Annotated in this window: 17 protein-coding genes; 13 read left to right on the top strand and 4 right to left on the bottom strand. The window is 72.0% G+C overall.

Annotated features, from left to right (window positions below):
• Nucleotides 1–61 precede the first annotated feature (61 nt).
• The 6 genes from HHX30_RS14300 to HHX30_RS14275 all read left to right on the top strand — a co-directional run bounded on the left by HHX30_RS14300 (nt 62) and on the right by HHX30_RS14275 (nt 9120).
• Nucleotides 62–1543 (top strand): serine hydrolase, encoded by a 1482-nt coding sequence (locus tag HHX30_RS14300; RefSeq protein ID WP_169982403.1) that lies wholly within the window; start codon nt 62–64, stop codon nt 1541–1543.
• A gap of 163 nt (nt 1544–1706) precedes the next feature.
• Nucleotides 1707–3092, top strand: a complete 1386-nt coding sequence (locus HHX30_RS14295) for a cell wall metabolism sensor histidine kinase WalK (protein ID WP_169982402.1) — start codon at nt 1707–1709, stop codon at nt 3090–3092.
• A gap of 123 nt (nt 3093–3215) precedes the next feature.
• Nucleotides 3216–5300: an N-acetylneuraminate synthase family protein gene (locus HHX30_RS14290; RefSeq protein ID WP_311922381.1), complete on the top strand. Its 2085-nt coding sequence runs from the start codon at nt 3216–3218 to the stop codon at nt 5298–5300.
• Nucleotides 5297–6247: a glycosyltransferase family 2 protein gene (locus tag HHX30_RS14285; RefSeq protein WP_169982400.1), complete on the top strand. Its 951-nt coding sequence runs from the start codon at nt 5297–5299 to the stop codon at nt 6245–6247. The genes HHX30_RS14290 and HHX30_RS14285 overlap by 4 nt, the downstream gene beginning before the upstream one ends.
• On the top strand, nt 6240–7502 hold the full coding sequence (locus HHX30_RS14280; RefSeq protein ID WP_311922380.1) for a polysialyltransferase family glycosyltransferase: 1263 nt from the start codon (nt 6240–6242) through the stop codon (nt 7500–7502). Before HHX30_RS14285 ends, HHX30_RS14280 begins: the two co-directional genes overlap by 8 nt.
• A gap of 634 nt (nt 7503–8136) precedes the next feature.
• Nucleotides 8137–9120: a helix-turn-helix domain-containing protein gene (locus HHX30_RS14275; RefSeq protein ID WP_169982399.1), complete on the top strand. Its 984-nt coding sequence runs from the start codon at nt 8137–8139 to the stop codon at nt 9118–9120.
• An 81-nt stretch (nt 9121–9201) separates the two neighbouring features.
• On the opposite strand, the gene HHX30_RS14270 is transcribed toward HHX30_RS14275, so the two are convergent.
• Both HHX30_RS14270 and HHX30_RS14265 read right to left on the bottom strand, forming a co-directional pair.
• A complete protein-coding gene (locus HHX30_RS14270) occupies nt 9202–10422 on the bottom strand; it encodes a DUF6716 putative glycosyltransferase (protein WP_169982398.1) in 1221 nt (406 codons plus the stop codon).
• Nucleotides 10419–11474: a hypothetical protein gene (locus tag HHX30_RS14265; RefSeq protein ID WP_311922378.1), complete on the bottom strand. Its 1056-nt coding sequence runs from the start codon at nt 11472–11474 to the stop codon at nt 10419–10421. The genes HHX30_RS14270 and HHX30_RS14265 overlap by 4 nt, the downstream gene beginning before the upstream one ends.
• 99 nt (nt 11475–11573) lie before the next feature.
• Between HHX30_RS14265 and HHX30_RS14260 the strand changes: the two genes are divergently transcribed.
• The 7 genes from HHX30_RS14260 (at nt 11574) to HHX30_RS14230 (ending at nt 20157) form a co-directional block, all read left to right on the top strand.
• Entirely contained in the window at nt 11574–12392 is an 819-nt protein-coding gene (locus HHX30_RS14260) for an aldo/keto reductase (protein WP_169982397.1), read from the top strand.
• A 154-nt stretch (nt 12393–12546) separates the two neighbouring features.
• On the top strand, nt 12547–14049 hold the full coding sequence (locus HHX30_RS14255) for a sulfatase (RefSeq protein ID WP_311922377.1): 1503 nt from the start codon (nt 12547–12549) through the stop codon (nt 14047–14049).
• Between the two features lie 331 nt (nt 14050–14380).
• Nucleotides 14381–15730 carry an ABC transporter substrate-binding protein gene (locus tag HHX30_RS14250; RefSeq protein WP_169982395.1) on the top strand — a complete coding sequence of 450 codons (1350 nt, stop codon included), beginning with the start codon at nt 14381–14383 and terminating at the stop codon, nt 15728–15730.
• Nucleotides 15731–15814: 84 nt separating this feature from the next.
• Complete coding sequence (locus tag HHX30_RS14245; RefSeq protein WP_169982394.1) at nt 15815–16789, top strand: carbohydrate ABC transporter permease; 975 nt, start codon at nt 15815–15817, stop codon at nt 16787–16789.
• On the top strand, nt 16786–17676 hold the full coding sequence (locus HHX30_RS14240; RefSeq protein ID WP_311922376.1) for a carbohydrate ABC transporter permease: 891 nt from the start codon (nt 16786–16788) through the stop codon (nt 17674–17676). Before HHX30_RS14245 ends, HHX30_RS14240 begins: the two co-directional genes overlap by 4 nt.
• A 41-nt stretch (nt 17677–17717) precedes the next feature.
• Nucleotides 17718–19109, top strand: coding sequence for a GH1 family beta-glucosidase (locus tag HHX30_RS14235; protein WP_169982490.1), 1392 nt, complete (start codon nt 17718–17720; stop codon nt 19107–19109).
• 28 nt (nt 19110–19137) lie between these two features.
• The gene (locus HHX30_RS14230; RefSeq protein WP_169982393.1) at nt 19138–20157 is read left to right on the top strand and encodes a LacI family DNA-binding transcriptional regulator; all 1020 of its coding nucleotides are present in this window, start codon (nt 19138–19140) and stop codon (nt 20155–20157) included.
• Between the two features lie 105 nt (nt 20158–20262).
• Here HHX30_RS14230 and HHX30_RS14225 read toward each other — a convergent pair whose 3' ends face one another.
• Both HHX30_RS14225 and HHX30_RS14220 read right to left on the bottom strand, forming a co-directional pair.
• Nucleotides 20263–23373 (bottom strand): non-ribosomal peptide synthetase, encoded by a 3111-nt coding sequence (locus tag HHX30_RS14225; protein WP_169982392.1) that lies wholly within the window; start codon nt 23371–23373, stop codon nt 20263–20265.
• Nucleotides 23370–25313, bottom strand: coding sequence for a non-ribosomal peptide synthetase (locus HHX30_RS14220; RefSeq protein WP_169982391.1), 1944 nt, complete (start codon nt 25311–25313; stop codon nt 23370–23372). Before HHX30_RS14220 ends, HHX30_RS14225 begins: the two co-directional genes overlap by 4 nt.
• Nucleotides 25314–25320 lie beyond the last annotated feature (7 nt).

The following is a 25320-nucleotide window of genomic DNA, read 5'->3' as shown; positions in this document are numbered from 1 at the left end:
CTCCACGCCACGTCTCGAAACTCGATTGAGCGGGCTTGTGCGGTTTCGTTAGCGTGTCCGGATGCCTTCCCAGCGCCTCCTGCCGCGCTCGACACCGGCCGCCTCGGGGATGTCGTCCCGTTCGATCGCCGCGCTGCTGGACCGGCTCGAAGCGGGATCCGTCGAGTGTCACTCCCTGATGGTCGTACGCCACGGTCACGTCGTCGCCGAAGGCTGGTGGGCGCCGTACTCGGCCGGACGCCCGCATCTTCTCTACTCGCTGACCAAGTCGTTCACCTCGATCGCCGTGGGGCTCACGATCGCCGACGGGCTGCTCTCGCTGGACGACCGCGTGGTGGACGTGCTGCCCGAGCACGTCCCGGCCGGCATCTCCGCGCAGGGACGCCGCCTCACCGTTCACCACCTGCTGTCCATGACAACCGGACACCGTACGGACAGCCTCGACGAGGCCTGGCGCCTGGAACCGGGCGACCTGGTGAAGGGCTTCCTGCGCGTACCGTTTCCCGAGGCCGAGGGGACGCGGCACGCCTACGACAACGCGACCACCTTCGTCCTGGCCCGGATGGTGGAACGGGTCACCGGGCGCGGCCTCCCGGAACTGCTCGACGAGCGGCTCTTCCGGCCGATGGGCGTCGACCACGCCGAGTGGGACCGGGTGGCGAGCGGCGCCGCCTTCGGATTCCACGGACTGCACCTCACGACCGAGGCCGTCGCCGCCTTCGGTGAACTGCTGCTGCGCGGAGGCCTCTGGCGCGGCCGGCGGCTCGTCCCGCGCGAGTGGGTGGAGCTTGCGACCAGACGGCACATCGACACCCTGCCGTCCGAGGACGGATCGGAGGACGCCGACTACCTGTGCGGTTACGGTTACCAGTTCTGGGTGTCGCGTCACGGTTACCACGGTGACGGCTCCTTCGGGCAGCAGTGCGTGGTCGTCCCGTCGCACGATCTCGTGGTCGCCGTGACCGGCGCGCATACGCGGGCACAGGCGGTGCTCGACGCGATATGGGAGTGCCTGCTGCCCGGCGTGGACCAGGCGGGGAGCACTGAGCTCGCGGGAAGCACTGAGCTCGCGGGAAGCACTGAGCTCGCGGGAAGCACCGGGGACGACGAGAGCCTCGCCGAACGGCTGCGGCGGCTGTCGTTCGCGCGGGTGCCGGGTTCGGCCGCCCCGGAGCGTGCCGTCAAGGCGAGACTCGACGCCTCCGCCGAGGATTCGGCTCTGCCCGGCGGAACCACGGTGGCCGTCGACCCCGTGGAGGGCGGCTGGCTCCTGCGACTCGGGTCCTCCCTGGACGTCGAGGCCGGCCACGGCGAATGGCGGGAGAGCTCACCGCTCGGCCGCCCCGTCGTCGCGGCCGGCGCCTGGCAGGGCGACACGTTCGTCGCCGACCTCTACGTCATCACCACACCGCACCGGGTCCGGCTGGTGGTCGACGCCGACGCGGGCACAGCGGTGGCGACGTGGAACATCGTGCCCCTGACCGGCCCCGATCTGGCGTTGCATCTGCGGTCGCCGCTGATGACACGGCCCGACGTCGCGTAGGTGACGCATCCCGGCCCGTGAGGGACGCGTACGCTTCGCCGAGTGCCCGCACTCGCCCGGCCGCATAACCTGCGACTGGAATATGGGAGACTTTGAGCAACTTTGGGACGAGCTTTTCGCTGTCGCGAGTTTCCCTAAAGATGACCATCAGTAGCCTCGGGTAATGCTCCTCCCCAGGCGCTCTCCGTCGCTGCGAGCCCGGCTGGCACTCATCGCCACCGGGACCGCGGCGATCCTGCTGATCCCGCTCGCGATCGTGGTGCACGTGCTCGTCCGCGACGCGGTCGCGGACCGCATCTGGGACCGGAGCCTGGACACCGCCACCCACATCGCCGCGCAGATCCGCGACGGGCACCTGAGCGACCCCATTCCGGCCGGCGAGAACGGCATCGACCTGATCGAGGTGACGAGGCCGGACGGCCGGATCGTCGCCGAGAGCGCCGGAGCCCGGAAGCTGCCGCGCCTGAGCCCGTTACGCACGGCCCCCGGCCGCGAGATCACCCAGACGACGGCCTGCTCGCCCACCGGGCACGACTGCCTGTACGTGACCGTGCTGCGGGTGTCTCCCGGCGCCGAATCGGACATCGTCTACGCGGGCCGGGCGGCCCCGCCGATCCTCGACACCCCCTTCACGCTGCCGGCGCTGCTCCTTGCGGCCCTGCTGCTCACCGCGCTGGCGGGCTGGACGGCCTACAAGTTCACGGGCCGCGCGCTGCGGCCGGTGGAGGCGATCCGCTCGGAGCTCGCCGAGATCACCGAGAGGAACCCCGGCGGCCGCGTGCCCGAGCCGCCCGGCGACGACGAGTTCTCCCGGCTGGCCCAGGCGGCCAACGACGCGCTGTCCCGGCTGGACATGTCGATCCAGCGGCAGCGGCAGTTCGCCGCCGACGCCTCGCACGAGCTGCTCACCCCCATCGCCGGGATCCGCGCCCAGCTGGAGAGCGCGCGGCTGCATCCCGAGGACACCGACGAGGCCGTCTGCGCCGCGCTGCGCGACACCGAGCGGCTGGAGGCGATCGTCGCCGACCTGCTCCTGCTCGCCCGGATCCCCACGGTCCCCGAGACCGCCCGGGAGGAGGTCGACCTGTCCCACCTGGTCGTCTGCGAGGTCGAGCAGCGGCGGGAGGGGCTGCCGACCCACCTCCACAACACCCCCGGCGTGATCGTCAGGGGCCTGCGCCGGCACCTCACCCGCGTGGTGGCGAACCTGCTCGACAACGCCGAGCGGCACGCGCTCACGCTGGTGTGCGTACGCGTCGAGCGCACCGAGGACGAGGCCGTCCTGTACGTGCGCAACGACGGCCGGCCGATCCCCGAAGGGGACCGCGAGCGGATCTTCGAGCGGTTCTACCGCACCGACGCGGCGCGCAGCCGCGCCCGGGGCGGCACGGGCCTGGGCCTGGCCATCGCCCGCGAGGTCGTGGAGGCCCACGGCGGGTCCATCCGCGTCGAGGACGTCACGGACGGCGAGCCCGGCGTGCGGTTCGTCATCACGCTGCCGCTGGCCCCGGCGGAGCCCGCCCCGGCGTGCGGCGACACCCAAAGTTAAGAACGGCGCCCCTGGTCGTTCAGCCGAGTAACCCCGAACGAAAGGACCTGCTGGCTAGTTTTCGGGACACCCGGCCCCCATGGGCCACACGGGTTCCCGATGTCGCAGGTAGAGGAGTCACTCGTGCGAGTGCTGGCCGTCGTCCCCGCCCGTGGAGGCTCGGTGGGCGTCCCACTGAAGAACCTGGAGAAGGTGGGCGGCGTCCCGCTCGTCGCCCGTGCCGTGGACGCCTGTCTGCGGGCCGAGCTGGTGGACGAGGTGATCGTCAGCACCGACCACGACCGGATCGCCGAGGCGGCCGCTGCCGCCGGCGCCCGCGTCGTACGCCGGCCCGATGAGCTCAGCGGTTCGACCGCCTCCAGCGAGAGCGCCGTGCTCCACGCCCTGTCCGAGCTGTCCGAGCTGTCCGAGCTGTCCGGCGAGGAGCCGGAGATCGTCGTGCTCGTCCAGTGCACCAGCGCGTTCCTCGACCCCCGCGACCTCGACGCCGCCGTCGCGAAGGTGCTGGACGGCGAGGCCGACTCGGTCTTCTCCGCCACCGAGACCTACGAATTCGTCTGGACCGGCGCCGGCCACGGGGTGAACCACGACCCGGCCGTGCGCCCGCGCCGTCAGGACCGCGAGCCCCACTACCGTGAGACCGGCGCGTTCTACGTCATGCGTACGGAGGGCCTGCGCGAGCGCGGCCACCGTTTCTCCGGCAGGGTCGCGGTCCAGCCGGTGCCCGCCCGGCACGCGGTCGAGATCGACACCCCCGAGGATCTGGAGATCGCCCGGGCGCTCGCCCCGTTCGTGGACGAGCCGCTGCCGATCGACGTGGACGCGGTCGTCACCGACTTCGACGGCGTGCACACCGACGACCGCGCGTTCGTCGACTCCGACGGCCGGGAGATGGTCGCGGTCAGCCGCTCCGACGGGATGGGGATCTCGCTGCTGCGCCGGGCGGGCGTGCGGGTGCTCGTGCTGTCGACCGAGCGCAACCCCGTCGTCGCCGCCCGCGCCGCCAAGCTCGGCGTGCCGGTGGTGCAGGGCCTCGCCGCCAAGGACGCCGCGCTGCGCGAGTGGCTGGCCGCCGAGGGCCTGACCCCCGAGCGGGTGGCGTACGTGGGCAACGACGTCAACGACCTGTCCTGCATGGCGATCGTCGGCTGGCCGGTCGCGGTGCCCGACGCCCATCCCCGGGTGCGGGCCGCCGCCCGCGTCGTGCTGTCGGCCCCCGGAGGCGCCGGGGCCGTGCGCGAGCTGTCCGACCGGGTGCTCGCGGCCCGCCCGGCCACCGCGCTGGAGACGGTGCCGGCCCCCGCGCCCGTCACCGCCGCCCGCCACCTCGGGCAGCCGCGGCCGGTGCGGATCGGCAGGTCGCTGGTCGGTCCGGGGCAGCCCGTGTACGTCATCGGCGAGATCGGCATCAACCACAACGGCGACGTCGACATCGCCCGCAAGCTGATCGACGTGGCCGCCGACGCCGGCTGCCAAGCGGTCAAGTTCCAGAAGCGCACCCCGGAGATCTGCGTGCCGCTGGAGCAGCGCGACCAGATCCGGCAGACGCCGTGGGGCGAGATGACCTACATGGAGTACAAGATCCGGACCGAGTTCGGCGCGGACGAGTACGCCCACATCGCCAAGTACTGCGAGGAGCGCGGCATCGACTGGTTCGCCTCGCCCTGGGACGTGCCGTCGGTGGAGTTCCTGGAGGGGATGGACGTCGTCGCGCACAAGGTCGCCTCGGCGTCGGTGACCGACCACGAGCTGCTGCGCGCGCTGGCCGCCACCCGCAAGCCGGTCATCCTGTCCACCGGCATGTCGACGATCGAGGAGATCGACGCGGCGGTGGAGATCCTCGGCACCGAGCGCCTGGTGATGATGCACGCCACCTCCACCTATCCGCTCCCGCCCGAGGAGGCCAACCTCCGCATGATCACCACCCTCCGGCAGCGGTACGGCGTGCCGGTCGGCTACTCGGGACACGAGCGCGGGCTGCAGATCTCGCTGGCCGCCGTGACGCTGGGCGCGGTGACCGTCGAGCGGCACATCACCCTCGACCGGGCGATGTGGGGCTCCGACCACGCCGCCTCGCTGGAGCCCACCGGTCTGGAGCACCTGGTCCGCGACATCCGCATCATCGAGACCGCCCTCGGCGACGGCGTGAAGCGCGTCTACCCGGGCGAGGAGGCCCCGCGGGCCCGCCTGCGCCGCGCCACGGCATGATCACACTTTCGGTGGTGGTGCCGGTCCGGGACGGCGAGGAGTACCTCGGCGACGCGCTCACCTCGCTCGTGCGCAACCGGACGCGCGAGTTCGAGACCGAGGTCGTCGTCGTGGACGACGGGTCCGCGGACGCGACGCCGGAGGTCGTCGAGGACTTCCGGCGCGACCTGCCGGGGCTCAGCGTCGTCCGCAACCCGGTGCCGCTGGGGCTGGCCGGCGCCCGCAACACCGGGCTGAAACTGGCCGCGGGCCGCTACGTCACCTTCCTCGACGCCGACGACTGGCTCGCGCCCGGCTACCTGCCCCGGCTCGTCGCCGCCATCGACGGGCTCGGGTGCGACTTCGTCCGGGTGGACCACGTGCAGGTCGAGGACCGCAGACGGGAGACGCACCGGGCGCCGCAGCCACGCCGCGGCGTCGTGCTCGACCCGCGCGACGGCATCCTGCCGGCGGATCACAAGACCATGGTCGACTACCCCTACGCGTGGGCCGGGATCTACCGGCGCGAGCTGGACGACCTGCTGACCTTCCCCGCCGGGCTGCACACCGCCGAGGACCGCCCGTGGATCTGGCGGCTGCACCGCCTGGCCCGGTCGTACGCCGTGGTCTCCCTCGCCGGGGTGTTCTACCGGCGGGGGCTCGCGGCCTCGCTCACCCGGATCGGCGACGAACGGCAGCTCCACTTCTTCGACGCCTACGACATCGTGCTCGACGAGGCCGAGCCGCGCTACCTGCCCAAGGCCGCCCGCAACCTGTGCGCGCTGCTCGCCCACCACGTCGAACTGGCCGACCGGTTCACTCCCGCCGTACGCGCCCGGTTCGACGAGCGGGCGCGGGCGGCGCTCGCCCGGCTGCCGCGCGAGACGCGCGCCGAGGCCGTCGGCGGCCTGGAGCCCGGGCGGGCCGCCCTGCTGGGTCCCTATCTGCCGGGAGGGCCGCGTGCCTGACTCCACGCTGTTCTACGCCTCCACGCTGTTCGGCGCGATGACGCTCGCGGCGGCGATCGACGAGGGGCGGTTCCGCGACGGCGGCCGAATCCTCCTCGTGTCGAACAACGCGGCGATCCCCGAGGTCACCCCGGCGCTGGACGAGGCGCCGGGGTTCGCCGCGCTGCGTGACAGGTTCGACCGCGTCCTGTCCTGGAACGAGATCATCGCGCCGCTGCACCCGTCGGACTGGAAGCCGCGCTCGATCGAGACGCCCATGCTCGGCCGCCTGCTGGGCGACCTGACCGGCGAGCCGGGCGAGCTGGTGCTGGAGTCGGTCGCGGTGCCCCCGTCGCGTACGCTCGCGGGCCTGGTCAAGGACTGCCCGATCACCGTCTACTCCGACGGCCTGATGAGCTACGGGCCGACCCGCGACCCGCTCCCGCAGGAGATCGCCGGCCGGATCACCCGGCTGCTCCACCTCGACCTCGCCCCGGGCCTGGCGCCCCTGCTCCTGGCCGAGCACGGCGTGCCGGCCGAGGCCCTGGCGGACGCGTCGTTCACCTCGGTGACGGGCCGGGTCGCGGAGGCGGCCGAGGAGGCGCCGCGCGCCGAGGCGGTCATCCTCGGCCAGTACCTGTCCGCGCTCGGCCTGGTCACGGCGGCCGAGGAGGCCGCGCTGCACGAGCGCGTGCTGCGCGGCGTGGCGGCGCTCGGCCACCGGACCGTGCTGTTCAAGCCGCACCCCGCCGCCGGGCGGCGGCATGCCCGCGAGCTGCGGCCGGTCGCCGCGGAGCTGGGCGTCGAGCTCCTCGTGGCCCCCGCGGAGACGCCCGCCGAGGCGTGTTTCGCCGCGCACCGCCCCGAACTGGTCGCCGGATGCTTCTCCACGGCGCTGGTGACCGCGCGGCGGCTGTTCGGCCTGCCCGTCGCGGCCACCGGCACCGATCTGGTGCTCGAACGGCTCACGCCGTACGAGAACAGCAACCGGATCCCGGCGACGATCGTAGACGCGACGCTGCCCCGGCTGGAGGCCGACGGCACGATCACCGAACCGCCCGCCGCCGACCTGCCCGCCCTGGTCGCGGCCGTGGGCTACTGCATGCAGAGCACGGCCCACCCCGGCCTGCGCGAGACCGCCGCGGCCTACGTGCGCGCCCACGGGCCGGCGCGTTACTTCAAGAAGCGCAGGCTGGAGTCGCTGGGCCTGATCGAGCCGCCCGCCCCCTCTCCGGCCGTCCCGCAGTCGCGGCTACGCCGCCTGCTGTCCCGCTGAGCCCTCGCTCCGCACATGACAGAACGGGATGGGACACATCGATCGTGATGTCCTAGGCTGTGCCCCGTGCTGAGTCGATCTTCCGCGGCCATCAGCAGCACATGGCGACCACGGTCGGGACATCCCCTGCCGAGGGCTGCGGTGGTGACACCGTCCCGCCACACCGCGGTGTGCGGACGCCGCGGCCGGCCACGGAAGGCTCGGGGGCGATGAGCAGGCATGGAAGCGGCCGGGATCCCGTGTCGGCGCCGGCCAGCATGGGGCACGGCGCCCGTGGCTGCTGCCGTGCTTCGCCGGACGGGACCACCGGCGCTCGATGCGGGAGAGTGCTCTCGCGCGGTGTGGTCATAGGGCTTCCTCCGAGGCGTGATCAGGGTCGTTGCGGCGCGGAATCGCTCCCTGGAATCAGGGTGCCGGGATCCGTCGCGGATGTCTTGACGCCATCTGCACGGTTGATGGCCATTCGTGCACGCAGCCGATGCGATCACCCCGGCGTGGCTTCACGCCTCGCGCCCGCCCGGGGCAGGCGGGGCTTGCCCCCATCGCTCCCGGCGCGCTCACAACACCTGACCGGAGAGTAATCCACGGCGGAGGAACACCCTTTTCCGTAACGACCACTCGCCGAGGACATGTCATGAAGATTCTGGAGTGGAGCACCAGGAACCTGGCCGTTCGGGATCGATTTCCCTACTGGTACGACACGATGTCGCAGGCGCACCTGCACGCGTGGCTGGCCACCGACGACCCCGCCCGTTTCCACGCGTCGGCGCGGGTGTTCGATCTCGGCACGGTGCAGTTGTCGATGATGAGCCACCACACGCTGCGGGTGAACCGGCCCGCCAAGCTCATCCGGCGGTCGGATCCCGAGGTCTTCCAGCTGCACCTCCTCCTCGGTGGCGCCGGCGGCCTGAGGCAGGCCGGGCGTGAGGTGACCGTCCGTGCCGGACAGTTCCTCACCATCGATTCCTCCCGGCCGTACCAGGGGTGGCGAGGACCTGACGGCGATCCGGCCGAAGCCCTGCTCGTCCAGTTCCCGCGGGATGCTCTCGGCCTGCGGTCCGACGTGGTCGGGCGGCTCGCCGCGGCGCCGTTTCCCGTCCGGCCCGGCATCACCGGCGTGCTGGCCGGGCATCTCAAGCACCTGGCGGACAACGCCGAAAGCCTCACCCCGCACAGCGCGCGGGCGGTGGCCACCGTCACCCTCGACCTGATCGCGGCCGCCTACGCCGACCAGCTCGGGGCCGGTGACTCGCTGACACCCGAAGCGCGACGCCAGGCGCTGCTGTCGCTGATCCACGACTTCGTCCGGCAACGGCTCGGCGACCCGGACCTGACCCCCGAAACGATCGCCGCGGCGCACCAGATCTCCGTACGGCACCTGTACAAGCTCTTCCAGGAGCAGGGCCTCACCGTGGCGGCCTGGATCCGCCGAAGCCGGCTGGAACAGTGCCACCGCGATCTCGCCGACCCCCGGCAGCGCTCCCTTCCCATCCAGTCCATCGCCGCCCGCTGGGGCTTCACCGACGCCGCGACCTTCAGCCGTGCCTTCCGCGCCGCCTACGGCATGTCACCACGCGATCACCGGAATCTGGCTGCGGCCGGGCATGCGCCGAACTGAGGGCACCGTGCCTAACTGAGGGCAGTGTCCAACTGGGGGCATCGTGTCTAACTGGGGGCACCGTGCCGTCTCGGGCGGGGACTACAGCGCCTTGAGGTAGCGGCGCATCCGGCGCTTGGCGCGGTAGCCGTACCGCAGCATCCGGGGCGGCACCTCCAGACGCAGCCGGGCGCGGCGCCGGGCCGCCGCGTGCTCGGGGCCGTCGAGGAGCGAGCGCGCCGGCTCCAGCGCCCCCGCGCGAGCCGCGGCGACCAGTGCGGCGATCCGGCCGGTCCAGTCGCTTACCGAGGGGTCGTGGAAGTAGTTGGCCCCGCACCACTCCTCGGCCGGAACCCGGAAGTCCGCCTTCGCGAGGTCGTCGAGCGTGCCCAGGCAACCGCTGCCCTCGAACACCAGGTTGATCATCTCCGCGCTGACCCCGAAGTCGGACAGCACGAGCAGCGGCACGTTCGCGGCGATCGCCTCCAGCGCGGCCGTGGAGCTGACGGTGACGAACCCGGCGGCGCGGCTCAGGTGCTCGTGCATCGGGCCGGCGGCGAAGCGCACGGCGCCCGCGTGCACGCGGCCCTCGGCCTCCAGCGCGGTCCACAGCCGCTCGTAGTGGTGACGTTCGTTGTGCGTCTGCCGCTCGTCGTCGCGGGCCCGCAGCTTGACCACCACGTCCAGGTCGGGCCTGGCCCGCCCGAGCTCGGCCAGGGCGAGCAGGATGCGCTCCCGCTCCTCGCGCCGGCGGGGCACCTTGGCCTGGGTGGCGAACACGACCCGGTCGCGTACGCCCCCGGTGTCGCGGGCGCCCGGTTCGCGGGACAGGAGGTCGAGGTAGGGCAGCCGGGCCAGCGCGACCGCCCCTCCCCCGCCGAGACGCGCGCCGATCTCGGAGAACTCGGCGACCTCCCGGCCGCTGTGCACGACGAACAGGTCGCAGCCGCTGCGGAACAGCCACGCCTTCTCCGTCGCGGGCACCGAGATGCCGGGCAGGCCCGACACGAGCACCGGCCGGGGGCGCAGCCCGGCCAGCGTCTCCGCCGCCAGCGCGTCCACCACGGGGCCGGTGCAGGCCAGCAGCACGACGTCCGGCCGGAACCGTTCGGCGGCCCGCCGCACCTGCCGGGCCGGCAGCACCTGGGGAAGCCCCCGCGCGCGGGTGCCGCTCACCGCGGCGGCGATCTGCGCCTCCGATGGGGCGATGGGCGTACGGACGACGGCCAGCTCCGTGACCCAGTCCTGCGGGGTCGCGTCGAGCAGGCCCGCGGCCCACTTCAGATAGGAGTCGGAGTCGGCCACGGCGAGCAGGCGGGTCAAGGAGCGACCTTTCCGGGATCGTGCTGGTGGGGCGGGTGGGGCTGGTGAGGCAGGGGCTCGTGGGGCTGATGGGCGAACAGCTGGAGGTGGGAGCGCAGCGAGGGGGCGGCTGAGGCCGTCCACCAGTCCTCCGGCACGTCCACGGTCTCCACCGGCACGCCCCGCGCCGACAGCAGGACGCGCAGCGAGGTCACCGCGGTGGACGGCAGGCTCAGCACCCGCTGGTCCGGCCGTAGGTCGCGCAGCGTCATCTCGGCGGGCGCCCCGGCGTCGTACACGGTCAGCCCGGCGATCCGGCGCACCCGATCGAGGTCGCGGGGGTCCTCCCGGCGGTGCGGGAAGTAGGCGACCGGCTCGTCGAGCCGCTCCAGCCAGCGCAGGTAGCGGTCGCGATGGATGAGCCCGTTGCGTACGAGCGAGGTGCCGAGCACGACCGTGCCCTCCTGCGGCGGCGGATCGGCCGGCTGGGCGCGCAGCCAGGCGAAGTCGTGCCGGACGAGCCGGACGCCCGCGCCCTCCACATCCTCGGCGAGGCCGGCGGGCACCGGGAGCGCGGTGAACACCATGGGCCCGCGGGTGCGCAGACGGAGCCCGGCGGCGGCGCCCAGCACCTTGCGGCCGACGCCGGGCGTCCCCCGGGCGCGCAGCAGCGGGCGCCGCGCGACCAGCAGCTCCAGCAGGCGGATCGTGGCCAGCCCGTCGTCCACGAGCACCGTACGGCCGGGGACGGCCGTGAGGAGGGCGAGCTGGACGCGCCCGGAGAAGGCGTCGCCGACCGCCCACGTCCGGCCCGGCCGGGGAGCCCGCTGGGACGGCTCGGCGAACTCCAGCCCCTCGGGCGGCCCGAGGCGCTCGAGCTCGCGACGGGTCAGCCGCAGCGCGGGCAGCCCGGCCCGCGGCACCACCCTGGTGGCGGAACCGAGGAGCCCCGCGTGGTGCGCCTCGACGACGCACAGCAGCTGCAGGGGGGACTCCACCCACGCGACGGCCTGCCCCTGCCCGGCGGCGTGGCGCCGTCCCTCGTTCTCCACGCCCCGTAATGAAACGTTCACGACGCGCTCACCCTAACCGTCCAACACGACGGCGGCGGGAACGCCCGGTGAACAGACCTGGAAGGGATCTTCGCGGGACGTTACGGCAGCATGGAAGGCATGAACGTCATCACTTTGAACAACAACGTGCGGATGCCCCAGCTCGGCTTCGGCGTCTGGCAGGTCGCCGACGACGAGGCCGAGAAGGCCGTCACGACGGCCCTGGAGTGCGGGTACCGCAGCATCGACACCGCGAAGCTGTACCGCAACGAGAAGGGCGTCGGCCTCGCCCTGCGCGCCTCCGGCATTCCCCGCGAGGAGCTGTTCGTCACCACCAAGCTCTGGAACGACGATCACGGCTACGACAAGGCGATGCGCGCCTTCGACGCCGGCATGCGGCGCCTCGGCCTGGAGACCCTCGACCTGTACCTGATCCACTGGCCGGCTCCCCGGCAGGGCAAGTACGTCGAGACGTGGAAGGCCCTGGAGATGCTGTACGTCGACAAGCGGGTGGCGGCGATCGGCGTGTCGAACTTCACCGTCGCCAACCTGGAGCATCTGCTCGCCGAGACCGAGGTGATCCCGGCGCTGAACCAGATCGAGCTGCACCCGCAGCTCGCCCAGCGGGAACTGCGCGGCTTCCACGCGCACCGCGGCATCGCCACCGAGGCCTGGAGCCCGCTCGGGCAGGGCAAGGGGCTGCTCGACCTGCCCGTCCTGGCCGGGATCGGCGCGAAGTATGGCAAGACGGCCGCCCAGGTGGTGCTGCGCTGGCACATCCAGCTCGGCAACATCGTGATCCCTAAGTCGGTGACGCCCTCGCGCATCAAGGAGAACATCGAGGTCTTCGACTTCGCGCTGAGCCCGGAGGACATGGCGGCGATCAACGGTCTCGACGAGGGCCGCCGGCTCGGGCCCGACCCGGTCGTCTTCGGCTGACCGGCGGCGAAGGTCGCGGCAGGACCGAGGACGGGGACCGCAGCGCAGGCGGGCGGCGGCATTCACCACAGCCCCGCACATAACCGGCGCCGCGCGGTCACGCGGTCACGCTGCGTACGTTTCCCCTGGCGAACGCGTGGCAATGATTGCTGCCGTGCCCCAACCACGACGATCGAGAAAGCTGTGGGCCGGGCTCGCCGCGGCACTCCTGCTGTGTCTCGGGCTCACCGGGGCCGCCCGCGTCGAGCCCGCCCCCGCGGCCCATCGGCCCAACATCGTGCTGATCCTCACCGACGACCTGGACGCCGGGGATCTGAGCCGGTTCCCCAACATCACCGATCTCCTGGTGCGCCAGGGCACCACGCTGTCCCGGTTCTTCGTGACCAATCCCTGGTGCTGCCCCTCCCGCTCGTCCATCCTCCGCTCGCAGTACATGCACAGCCACCAGGTGGAGAGCAACCGGTCGCCGACCGGCGGGTTCCCGAAGTTCCGGCCGCTGGAGGCGTCCACCCTCGGGACGTGGATGCACGACGCGGGCTACCGCACCGCGCTCATGGGCAAGTATCTCAACAACTATCCCGAGGGGGCGCCACGCACGTACGTGCCGCCGGGCTGGGACGAGTGGCATGTCCCCGTCACCCGCCTGTACCAGGAGTACGGCTACACGCTCAACGAGAACGGCGTGCTCCGGCGGTACGGCGACGCCCCGGAGGACTACCTGGAGGACGTGCTGAGCGCCAAGGCCGCGGCGTTCGCCACCGATTCCGCCGCCCGGGGGGACGCCCCGTTCTTCCTCTATCTCGCCCCGGTCGCGCCGCACCTGCCCGCGCACCACGCACCGCGCCACGCCGCCGCCTTCGCCGGTGAGCCGGCGCCGCGAACCCCGTCGTTCGACCAGACGGACCTGTCCGCCGAGCCCCGCTGGCTGAGCGAACGCACACCGCTGTCGGCCGCCGACACACGCAGGATCGACCGCGTCCACCGCGACCGGCTACGCGCGATGCTCGGGGTGGACGACATGGTCGGCGCCCTGGTCGACGCGCTGACCCGGGCCGGCGAACTGGACGACACCTACATCTTCTTCACCTCCGACAACGGCTTCCACCTCGGCCAGCACCGGTTGCGGCCGGGCAAGACGACGCCGTTCGAGGAGGACATCCGGGTGCCGATGGTGGTGCGCGGGCCGGGCGTGCCGGCCGGGGGCGTCGCCGACGCGCTCGCGTCGACGGTCGACCTCGCGCCCACGTTCGCCGAGCTGGGCGGGGCCGCGGTGCCGCCCACGGCCGAGGGCCGCTCGCTGGCCCCGCTCCTGCGGGGGCACGACGTCGCCTGGCGCGACGCCGTCCTCGTGGAGTTCTACCACCCCTCCTACTCCCCGCACTCGCCTCCCACGTACGCCGTGCTGCGGACCGGGCGGTACGCGTACGTGGAGTACGAGACCGGGGAGCGGCAGCTCTACGACCTGTGGGACGACCCGGCGGAGACGCGCAACCTCGCGGCGTCGGCCGGCCCCGGCCTGACCGCCGTTCTCTCGGCCCGGCTGGCGCTGCTGCGCGCGTGCTCCGGGCCCGGCTGCCGGCTGGCGGACGCCGCGGGCACCGGGGTGTCCGTGGGCGGCGGCGTGTCCCTGGGCGCGGCTTCGAGCGGCGCCGGATGAGGTGACGGAGGGCAATAGGACGGGCACCCCGGCGGATTCGGGGTGCCCGCTAATCATTTCTGCCCATATCGGAATGGGAGCGCTCCCAAGCGTAGTATGTCCTACTATGTCCGGTTGAGTGGCCCTAACCACCCAGGGAGTAACAGTTAGGTTTCGGCATATTGACGCCCGCGTTGCTCATAGAGGACCCTTCGTGGGAGCGCTCCCAACGTGTTCACCAACACGGTGCTCAGCACGAGCACAACCTCTGATCGCGGGCCGTGAGATCGGGGACCGGCCTGGGATGCACCTCCCATGAACGATTCGGGATATCACCTGAGAGGGGTCCGGAATGATTAGCAACTCGCGCCGCGGCAGGCTGCTCGCGGTCGCCGCGGTGGCGGCGCTGGCTCTCGGCGCCACCGCCTGCCAGACCGACGACAAGGGGACGGACACCGCGTCCGGTGGCGGGTCCTCGGCGGCGGCCGGCCCCGTCACGGTCACGCTCCAGACGTTCGGCGGCGGCAAGAACTTCGGCTACAAGGAAGCCGTCGACAAGTGGAACGCCGAGCACAAGGACATCCAGATCAAGTATGACAACCTGACCGACCAGTTCGAGCAGGTCTACTGGCCCCAGATGATCCAGTGGCTGCAGTCCGGCGCGGGCGCCGGCGACGTCGTCGGCATCGACGAGGGCGGCATGGGCCTCGCCAAGGCGCACCCCGAGTGGTGGGCCGACCTGGGCGAGTTCGGTCTGCAGAACCGCAAGAACGACTTCGCCGCCTGGAAGTGGGAGAACGGCGTCACCGCCGACGGCAAGCTGTTCGGCCTCGGCACCGACGTCGGCGGCATGAGCCTGTGCTACCGCCGTGACCTGTTCGAGAAGGCCGGCCTGCCCGGCGACCGCGACGAGGTCAGCAAGCTCTGGCCCACCTGGGACGACTTCGTCGCCGTGGGCAAGAAGTTCCAGGACAAGGTCAAGGACACCAAGTTCGTCGACGGCACCAACACGCTCTACAACGTGGTCCTGGTGCAGGAGGCCGCCAAGAACGGCAACGTCTCCTACTTCGACAAGGACAACAACCTGATCGTCGACAAGAACCCGGCGGTCAAGACGGCCTACGACTTCGCCCAGAAGATCAGCCAGGAGGGCCTCACGGCCAAGCTGCGCAACTTCACGCCCGAGTGGAACACCGGCATGAAGAAGTCGCAGTTCGCCACCCTCGGCTGCCCGTCGTGGATGCTCGGCGCGGTCAGCGGCGACGGCGGCGCCGGACCGGACTTCAAGGGCAAGTGGGACGTCGCGGCGGTGCCCGGCGACGGCGGCAACTGGGGCGGCTCCTGGCTCGCCGTGCCGAAGCAGTCGAAGCACCCCAAGGAGGCGGCGCAGGTCCTCGACTACCTGACCGGTAAGGACGCCGAGGTCAGCGTCTTCAACTTCGCCGGCAACATGCCGAGCAACGTCCAGGCGCAGCAGGACCCGGCCGTCCAGGGCGCGAAGAACGAGTACTTCAACGACGCTCCGGTCGGTGAGATCTTCGCCAAGTCGGCCGCCGCCCTCCAGCCGGTCTTCCTCGGCGTGAAGCACGCCCAGGTCAAGAACGCCATCGAGTCGGTCGTCTCCGCCATCGACGACGGCTCGGTGCCGTACGCGAACGGCTGGAAGAAGCTCGTCGACGACGCCGTGAAGGCCGCGGGCTGACCCTGCCCGCCAGGTGAGCACCGGTCCGCCGCAGCGGCACCCCGCCGGCGGGCCGGTCGCCTGCTTTCACCCGAAAGGTAACTCATGAGCCTGCACGTCGACGCCGGGCAACCCACCCGGGCACCGATGCCGCCCAACCGGAGGCACGTCCGGCCGAGACCGGGCCGGTCCTTCCTGACCTGGCTGGACCTCAAGGCCGCGCCATACCTCCTGGTCTCCCCGTACTACATCCTCTTTCTGATCTTCGGGCTCTTCCCGCTCGCCTTCACCCTCTACTACTCGTTCTTCGACTACGACCTCACGGGCACGGTCGAGTGGACGGGACTTGGGAACTTCACCGCCCTGCTCGACGACGCCGCCTTCTGGAGGGCGGTCGTCAACACCCTCGCGATGTTCCTCATCGCGACGGTCCCCCAGATCCTGCTGGCGCTGCTGCTGGCCAACGCGCTGAACAAGCGGATGAAGTTCCAGCTGTTCGTCCGCCTGGGCGTCCTGCTCCCCCTCGTCACCTCGGTCGTCGCGGTGGCGGTCGTCTTCACCCAGCTGTACGGCCGCGACTGGGGCGTGGTCAACTGGGTGCTCGGCTGGTTCGGGGCCGACCCCATCGACTGGAAGGCCGAGCGTCTCCCCTCCTGGCTCGCCATCGCCACCATGGTCGACTGGCGCTGGACCGGCTACAACGCGATCATCTTCCTGGCCGGCATGCAGACGATCCCCAAGGACCTCTACGAGGCGGCCTCGATCGACGGCGCGTCCCGGCGGCGCCAGTTCTGGCAGATCACCGTTCCGATGCTCCGGCCGACGATGATCTTCGTCGTGCTCAACTCGACCATCGGCGGCCTCACGCTGTTCGCCGAGCCGACCACGTTCTACAACGGCAACGTCCACGGCGGCACGACCAGCCAGTTCCAGACCGTCTCGATGTTCATCTTCGAGCAGGGCTTCCGCGAGTTCGACTACGGCTACGCCTCCGCGGCCGCCTGGCTGCTGTTCCTGCTCATCCTCATCGGATCGGCCATCAACTTCCTGCTCATCCGCCGGATCGGGGGCAACAAGTGACCACGATCTCCGCGCCCGCCGGCACGCGGCGCCGCACCAAGGCGCCGAGTGGTGCCACCAGCCTCTGGACCGCCACGCCGATGACGAGGCTCGTCCTCGCGGTCACGATCATCATCTCGGCGTTCCCGCTGTACTACATGATCGTCATCGCCTCGCGGACCAACACCGAGGCGACCGACATGCCGCCGCCGTTCCTGCCGGGCGGCAACCTCGGCGAGAACGTCCAGCGCGTGCTGTCCAACCCCGACGCGCACTACCTGACCGGTCTCACCAACTCGCTGATCATCGCCTGCACGGTGACGGTCTCGGTGGTGCTGATCTCGACGTTCGCCGGCTTCGCGTTCGCCCGGCTGCACTTCAAGGGCGGCAAGGTGCTGCTCCTGCTGGTGCTGCTGACGATGATGGTCCCGCTGCAGCAGATGGGCATCGTCCCCCTCTACCGCCTCATGGTCAGCCTCGAATGGGTCGGCTCGATCAAGGCCGTGATCCTGCCCTTCCTGCTCAACGGCTTCGGCGTCTTCCTCATGACGCAGTACACCCAGCAGGCGGTGCCCAACGAGCTGGTCGAGGCCGCCCGCGTCGACGGCGCCTCCACCCTGCGGATCTGGTGGAACGTCGTCCTGCCCGCCGTACGGCCGGGCATGGGAGTGCTGGGCATCAACACGTTCATGCTGATCTGGAACGACTTCATGTGGCCGCTGATCGTGCTGACGCCGGACAACCCGACGGTCCAGGTCGCCATCAACTCGCTCAACGCGAAGTACGGGACGGACTACGTGCTGATCTTCAGCGGCACGCTCATGTCGATCCTCCCGCTCATCGTCGTTTTCATCGCGTTCGGCCGACAGATCATCGGCGGACTCATGGAAGGTGCGGTCAAGGCGTGACAACGCAAGACACACGACCCGAGGCAGAAGCCCCCAGCCTGATGTTCCCCACCGGGTTCGTCTGGGGCGCCGCCACCTCCGCGTACCAGATCGAGGGCGCGCTCACCGCGGACGGGCGGGGCCGCTCCATCTGGGACACCTTCTGCAGCCAGGACGGGCGGATCGTGGGCGGCGACAACGCCGAGACCGCGATCGACCACTACAACCGGTACCGCGACGACGTCAAGCTCATGGCGGACCTCGGCCTCACCGCCTACCGGTTCTCCGTCTCCTGGCCGCGGATCCAGCCCGACGGCTCGGGCGCGTACAACGCCAAGGGCCTCGACTTCTACAAGAGGCTCGTGGACGAGCTGCTCAGCTACGGCATCGACCCGTGGCTGACGCTCTACCACTGGGACCTCCCCCAGGCTCTGGAAGAAGCCGGCGGGTGGCCTTCGCGCGACACGTCGAAGCGCTTCGCCGACTTCGCCGCTACCGTGCACGCCGAGCTCGGCGACCGGGTCAGGCACTGGAGCACGGTGAACGAGCCCTGGTGCTCGGCGTTCCTCGGCTACGCCTCCGGCGAGCACGCCCCGGGGCGGCGTGAGCCGGCCGCCGCGCTGCGCGCCGCGCACCACCTCAACCTCGCGCACGGCCTGGCGGTCCAGGCGATGCGGGCGCAGAACGCCGACTCGCAGATCGGCGGGTGCGTCAACGTCTACCCGGTCACGCCCGCCACGGGCAGCGAGGCCGACCAGGACGCCGCCCGCCGCATCGACGGGCTGCAGAACCGGTTCTTCCTGGACGCGCTGCTCAAGGGCGCCTACCCCGAGGACGTGCTGGCCGACCTCAGCCACCTGTCCGACATGGAGTTCATCCGGGACGGCGACCTGGCCACGATCGCCGCGCCGCTCGACATGCTGCTGATCAACTACTACAGCCGCTTCACCGTGTCGGGCGCGCCGGGCGGCGCCGCCTCGGCCGCCGCCGCGCCGACGGACAGCGGCTCGCCGTGGATCGGCAGCGAGCACGTCGGCTTCGTCAACGGCGGCCGCCCGGTCACCTCCATGGGCTGGGAGGTCGACGGCAGCGGCCTGTACGAGATGCTGCGGCGTATCGCCGACGAGTACCCGCGCGTCCCGCTCTACATCTCGGAGAACGGCGCGGCCTACGACGACGCGATCGGCGAGGACGGCACCGTGCACGACCCCGAGCGGGTGTCCTACATCGATGCCCACCTGCGGATCTGCCACACGGCCATCGAGTCGGGCATCCCGCTCCAGGGCTACTTCGCCTGGTCGCTCATGGACAACTTCGAGTGGGCGTGGGGGTACGGCAAGCGTTTCGGCCTCGTCTACGTCGACTACGAGACCCAGGCCCGCACCATGAAATCGAGCGCTTTGTGGTATGCCGACACCATCAGACACGGCGGACTGCTGAGTCGGGCACAATAAGCGCAGACGCGATAAGGGGGCAGTATAAATGAACGGGGACCGCCGTTCCGGAGGCCGGCCGACTCTGGAAGCGGTCGCCGCGCGCGCCGGAGTCGGCCGCGGCACCGTGTCGCGGGTCATCAACGGCTCGCCGAAGGTGAGCGACCGGGCCCGCGACGCGGTGTTACTGGCGATCCAGGAGCTCGGCTACGTGCCCAACCGGGCGGCGCGCACCCTCGTGACCAACCGGACCGACACCATCGCGCTGGTGGTGTCGGAGTCGGAGCAGCGCGTCTTCGACGAGCCGTACTTCGCCGGGCTGATCCGCGGTATCGGCTCGGCGCTGTCGGAGACCGGCCTTCAGCTCATCCTCACGATGGCGCAGAACCGTGCCGAGCACGACCGGCTGGAGCACTACCTGACCGGACAGCACGTCGACGGCGTGCTGCTCACCTCGGTGCACGGCGCCGACCCGCTGCCGGGGCGGCTGGAGGAGATGGGCGTGCCGACCGTGCTCGGTGGCCGTCCCGTCGGGCTCAACCCCTACAGCTTCGTCGACATGGACAACCGGGCCGGCGCCCGGCAGGCGGTCAAGTACCTGCTCTCCAAGGGCCGGACGAAGATCGCCACCATCGCCGGTCCGCAGGACATGGGCGTGGGTGTCGACCGTCTCGCCGGATACCGCGACGCGCTGCTCGCCACCGGCATGAGCGAGCGCGTGGCGTACGGCGACTTCTCCGAGGAGAGCGGCTCGGCCGCCATGCGCGAACTGCTCGCCCGCCATCCCGATCTGGACGCCGTGTTCACGGCCTCCGATCCGATGGCGCTCGGGGCGCTGCGCGTGCTGAAGGACCAGGGCATGGTGGTGCCCGACGACGTCGCGGTGATCGGCTTCGAGGATTCCAAAGTGGCGCTGCACACCGATCCGCAGCTGACGAGCGTGCACCAGCCGACCGAGGCCATGGGCCGGCAGATGGTCCAGCTCCTGATCGCCCGGATCAACGGCGAGCCGCTGGAGCAGCCGGTCGTCATCCTCGACACCCATCTGGTGATCCGCGCCTCCGCCTGACACGAGGCCACGCATACGACGAGACCGCCGCGCACCCGAGGGTGCGCGGCGGTCTCGCGTTGCGGCGGGCCGTGTTTCGGCGGCCCGTGTTTCGGCGGAACGGGATCAGCCGCCGGCCGACGAGAGCAGGCGCTCGGCCTCCTCCTCCGACATGTCCTCCAGCTCGGCCACCAGCAGGTCCTCCAGCGCGACCGCCAGCTCGGCCACGGTGCGCCGTTCGAAGATCGTCCGCACCGGGACCTCCACCCCGGTCGCCCGGCGCAGCCTGGCCGCGATCCTCGTCGCGAGCAGCGAGTGCCCGCCCAGGGTGAAGAAGTCGTCGTTCACGCCGATGGAGGCGACGCCGAGCAGTTCCGCCCAGATCTCGGCCACCAGGAGCTCCGCGTCCGAGTCCGGCGGGACGTGCCCGGCCGACGACGCCCGGACCGGCGCGGGCAACGCCGTACGGTCCACCTTGCCACGGCTGGTCAGCGGCAGGGAGTCGAGCACGACCCACGCGGCCGGGACGAGATGGCGCGGCAGGGTCCGCGCGAGGTGCGCGGCGAGCTCCTCCCCCGTCGCGGTTCCGGTCACGTACGCCACCAGTTCCTCGGCGTGGACCGTCACGAACGCCTGGCCGACGCCCGGATGGTCGAGCAGCCGCGCCTCGACCTCGCCCGGCTCGATCCGGAAGCCGCGGACCTTGAGCTGCCCGTCGATCCGTCCGAGGAACTCCAGCGCGCCGCCCTGGTTCCAGCGTGCCCGGTCCCCGGTGCGGTATCTCCGCGACCCGGGCTGTCCCAGCGGGTCGGGGACGAACGCGGCGGCCGTGAGCGCCGGGCGGCGCAGGTAGCCGCGTGCCACCCCGGCACCGCCGATGACCAGCTCGCCGATCGCGCCCTTCGGAACCGGCGCCCCGGCGGCGTCGAGCAGGTGGACCGTCGTCGCGCCGATCGGCCTGCCGATGGGCGGCCTGCCGTACGGCGTCGCGCCGAGGTCGGCCGCGGTCGCGATGACCGCGGCCTCGGTCGGGCCGTAGGTGTTCATCAGGCGGACGCCGTCGCCGAACCGGCCGCGCCAGCGCGCCACCGCGCCGCCGGACGCCTGCTCGCCGCCGATGACGACCAGACGGAGCGCGGGCGGCCAGGCGATCTGGTCGATCTCCTCGACCAGGTGGTGCCAGTACGCCGTGGGCAGATCGAGCACCGTGACCCGTTCCCCGCCCGGGGCGGCCAGCAGGTCGGGCAGCGTCGCCGCCCCGCCGGGCAGCAGCACCAGGGTCGCCCCCGCGGCGAGCGCGGGAAAGACCTCTTCGAGGTGGGTGTCGAAGCTCAGCGACGCGAACTGGACGACGCGGTCGCCGGGCGCCAGGCCGTACTCCTCGCGCATCCACCGGATCCGGGCCGCGATGGCGCGGTGCTCGACGGCGACGCCCTTGGGCCGGCCGGTGGAGCCGGAGGTGAAGATCACGTAGGCCACGTCGCCCGGGCGCGTCCGTCCCGGCTCGCCGGATGCCGCCCCGTCCTCATCGGCCAGCGGGTCGACGGCGGTGAACCCGGCGGGCAGCGCCCGGTTCGTGATCACACGCGTCGCCCCGGCGTCCGCGAGCGCGAAGGCCAGCCTCTCCTCCGGCTCGTCCGGCTCGAACGGCAGGTAGGCCGCGCCCGCCCGCCAGACCGCGAGCAGGGCGGTGATCGCCTCGACCGAACGGGGCAGGCAGACGCCGACCACGTCGCCGGGGCGCACGCCCCGCTCCCGCAGCACCGCGGCGAGCCGTGCCGCCCGCCGGTCCAGTTCCGCGTAGGTGACCTCGGTCTCCCCGCAGGCCACCGCGACGGCGGCGGGCGTGCGCCGGACGGTCTCCGCGATCATCTCGGGGACCGCCGGTCCGGGGGTGCCGGCGCCGTCCCCGGCCATGGACCTCATGTCGGCCTCGTCGTCGGCGGTCCACACGCGCAGCTCGGAGATCCGGCGACGCGACTCGGCCGCGACCGACTCGAGCAGGAGCACGAAGCGGTCGGCGAGCCGGCGGACGGCCTCCGCCTCGTGCGGGGAGCCGCTGGACCCGTCGTGGCCGAACGACATGGCGAGCTCGCCGTCCTCCAGCCATGCCTCGACGTACAGGCCGAGCTTGACCTGGCGGTATCCGTGGGGGAAGGCACCGACGGACAGGTCGCCGAACGGCCGGGTGGGTCCCCCGGCCTGCGTGTGCAGGATGAACATGGTCGGCATCAGCGCCTCGACGGGATGCCCGATCCGCTCGAACGGCACCGACGGGCGGCTCATCGCCGTCAGCGCCTCCTGCCTGATACGCCCCAGCAGTTCGACGAACGACGGGTCCCCGTCCAGGTCGCCGCGCAGCACGACGGTCTGCGAGAGGTAGCCGATCATCGACTCCAGCTCGACCCGGTCGCGTCCGGCGACGGCCGTGCCGACGAGGACGTCGGTGTGGCCGGTGTGCCGGTGCAGGAGCACCTGGTAGGCCGTCATGAGCACGGTGAACAGCGTGGTCCTGTGCTCACGGGCGAGCCGGTCCAGCTCGTCGGCGACCTTCCGGCCGGCTCGGACGAACTGGTACGCCACGCGATCATCGTCGCCGGCGCCCCCGGGGCTCTCGCTGCCGATGCCGCACGGGAGGTCGGGCGGCGGCGGATCGGCCAGCCGCTCCTGCCAGTACGGCACCGCGCGCTCGGCGCGGCGGCGCTGCCAGCGGGCGTAGTCGGACGGCTGCACCGGCAGCGGCGCCAGGTTCGGCGCGCGGCCGTGCAGGCGCGCGGTGTAGTACTCCGCCAGGTCGTCCAGGAGGATCCCCAGCGACCAGCCGTCGCCGATGATGTGGTGCATCGTGACGCACAGGACGTGGTCCAGCGGCCCGATCGCGATGAGGGCGACGCGCAGTGGCACGCCCTCCGCGAGGTCGAACGGCGCGTTCACCCGCTCGGCGACGAGCCGCCGGGCGTGCTCCTCGTCATCGGCCTGGATCCGTTCGACCGGCGGGAGGGATCCCGGCGCCCCCGCCGGCTCGGCGACCGCCCAGGGGACGCCGTCCTCCTCCTCGAACCGGGTGCGCAGGCCCTCGTGCCGGGCCGCGAGGTCGGCGAACGCCCAATCGAGGGCGTCCGGATCGAGGGGCCCGCGCAGCCGGTGGACGAGGTACATGGTGTACGAGGCGTCGTGGGGGCTCAGCTTCTGCAGGAGCCACAGCCGTTCCTGGCCCGGCGACAGGGGCGCCCTCATGATTCGGACGCCATCTCGTCGAGCACGGCCGCCAGGTCCTCGGCGCTGAGGCCGTCGAGCTCGTCGCGGAGCGCGGCGATGTCGGCGAGATCCAGGTCGTCGTCGTCGAGCCGGTCCATCGCCGCCGCCAGGCCGGCCACGGTCGGGTTCTCGAACAGCACCACGATCGGCACGTTGGTCGCGAAGCGCGCCTGGATCCTGGCGATGATCTGGGTGGCGGTCAGCGAGTGCCCGCCCAGCTCGAAGAAGTCGTCGTCGACGCCCACCGGCTCCGCGATGCCCAGCACCTCGCCCCACATCGCCGCGAGGTCCTCCTCCAGCGGCGTGGCCGCAGGCCGGTACGGCCGGCTGCGGGCCCGGGTCCACTCGGGCACGGGCAGGGCCTTGCGGTCGAGCTTGCCGTTGGGGGTGAGCGGCAGGGCGTCCAGCACCACGAGGTGCGCGGGCACCATGTACTCGGGCACGCTGCGGCGCAGCCGGTCCCGCAGGGACGGCCACAGGTCGGCCCCCTCGGGCTCCCCGGCCGCGCGCACGACGTAGGCGACCAGGCGCGGCAGCCCGTCGGGGCCGTCGCAGACGCCGACGGCGGCGTCGGCCACCTCGGGCGCGGCGCGCAGCACGCTCTCGATCTCACCGAGCTCGATGCGGAAGCCGCGCACCTTCACCTGCTGGTCGGCCCGGCCCAGGTAGCGGAGCCTGCCGTCCTCGATCGCGGCCAGGTCGCCCGTGGCGTACAGGCGGGCGCCCGGCGTTACGGAGAACGGGTCGGGCAGGAACCTGGCGGCCGTCTGGCCCGGCATGCCGCGGTATCCCCTGGCCAGGCCGGAGCCGCCGATGTGCAGCTCGCCGGCCTCGCCGGGCGGCACCGGACGCCCGTCGGGGCCGAGGATGTGCACCGTCGTGTCGCCGATGGGCTCGCCCAGGTCCACAGGGCCAGGAGACGGGGCCACCCGCCCGGCCGTCGACCAGACCGTCGTCTCGGTCGGGCCGTACACGTTCCAGAGCCGGGCGCCGCCGCCGAGGAGGGCGTCGGCGAGGTCGCGGGGCAGTGCCTCGCCCCCGCAGAGCCGGGTCGCGACGTTCTCGGGCACGCCGCCGGATTCGAGCAGGATGCGCCAGCTCGCCGGGGTCGCCTGCATGATCGTGACGGCCTCGGTCACTGCGCGCGACCGCAGGGCCCGGCCGTCCGCCGTCTCGTGCCCGGAGGCGACCACGACCCGCGCCCCGCAGGCCAGCGGCAGGAGGAGTTCGAGCACCGAGATGTCGAACGACAGCGTGGTGACCGCCAGCCAGGCGTCGCGCGGGGTGAGCTCCAGCAGGGAGGCGAAGGACTCCAGCAGGTGGACCACCGCGCCGTGCGGCACGGCGACCCCCTTGGGCCTGCCGGTGGAACCGGAGGTGTACATGAGGTAGGCCAGGTCCCCCACCGGGCCGTCGGCCGGCACGTCGCCGGGCACCCCGGCGGAGACGGAAACGCCGGCGGAGACGGGAACGCCGTCCCACGCCAGCTCGACGACGTCCTCGACGCCGTCGAGCAGCCGGGACTCGACGCCCTGGCCAGCCAGGACCAGCCGGATGCCCGCGTCCTCGCGCATGAACCGGAGCCGGTCCTCCGGGAATCCCGGGTCGAGCGGCACGTAGGCGCCGCCGGCCCGCCACACGGCGAGCAGGGCGACGACAATGCCGGGGCAGCGCTCCAGGCACAGCCCCACCGGAACCTCCGGGCCGACTCCGCGGGCGCGCAGCAGTGCCGCGAGCCGGTCGACCCTGTCGTGCAGCTCCCGGTAGGTCAGCAGGCCCACGGCGCCGCTCACCGCGACCGCGTCGGGGCTCGTGTCACGCCACCGGCGGATCAGCGCGAGCGCCGTCGCGGCGTCCGTTCCCGTCCCCGGCCGCCCGGCACCCGGAGGCGCCGTCAGGCCGCTCACCGCGTCACTCACTTCCATG

Source organism: Microbispora sp. H10836 (assembly GCF_012999525.1).
Classification (GTDB): Bacteria; Actinomycetota; Actinomycetes; order Streptosporangiales; family Streptosporangiaceae; genus Microbispora.
This window is presented reverse-complemented; position numbering and strand designations above follow the sequence as displayed.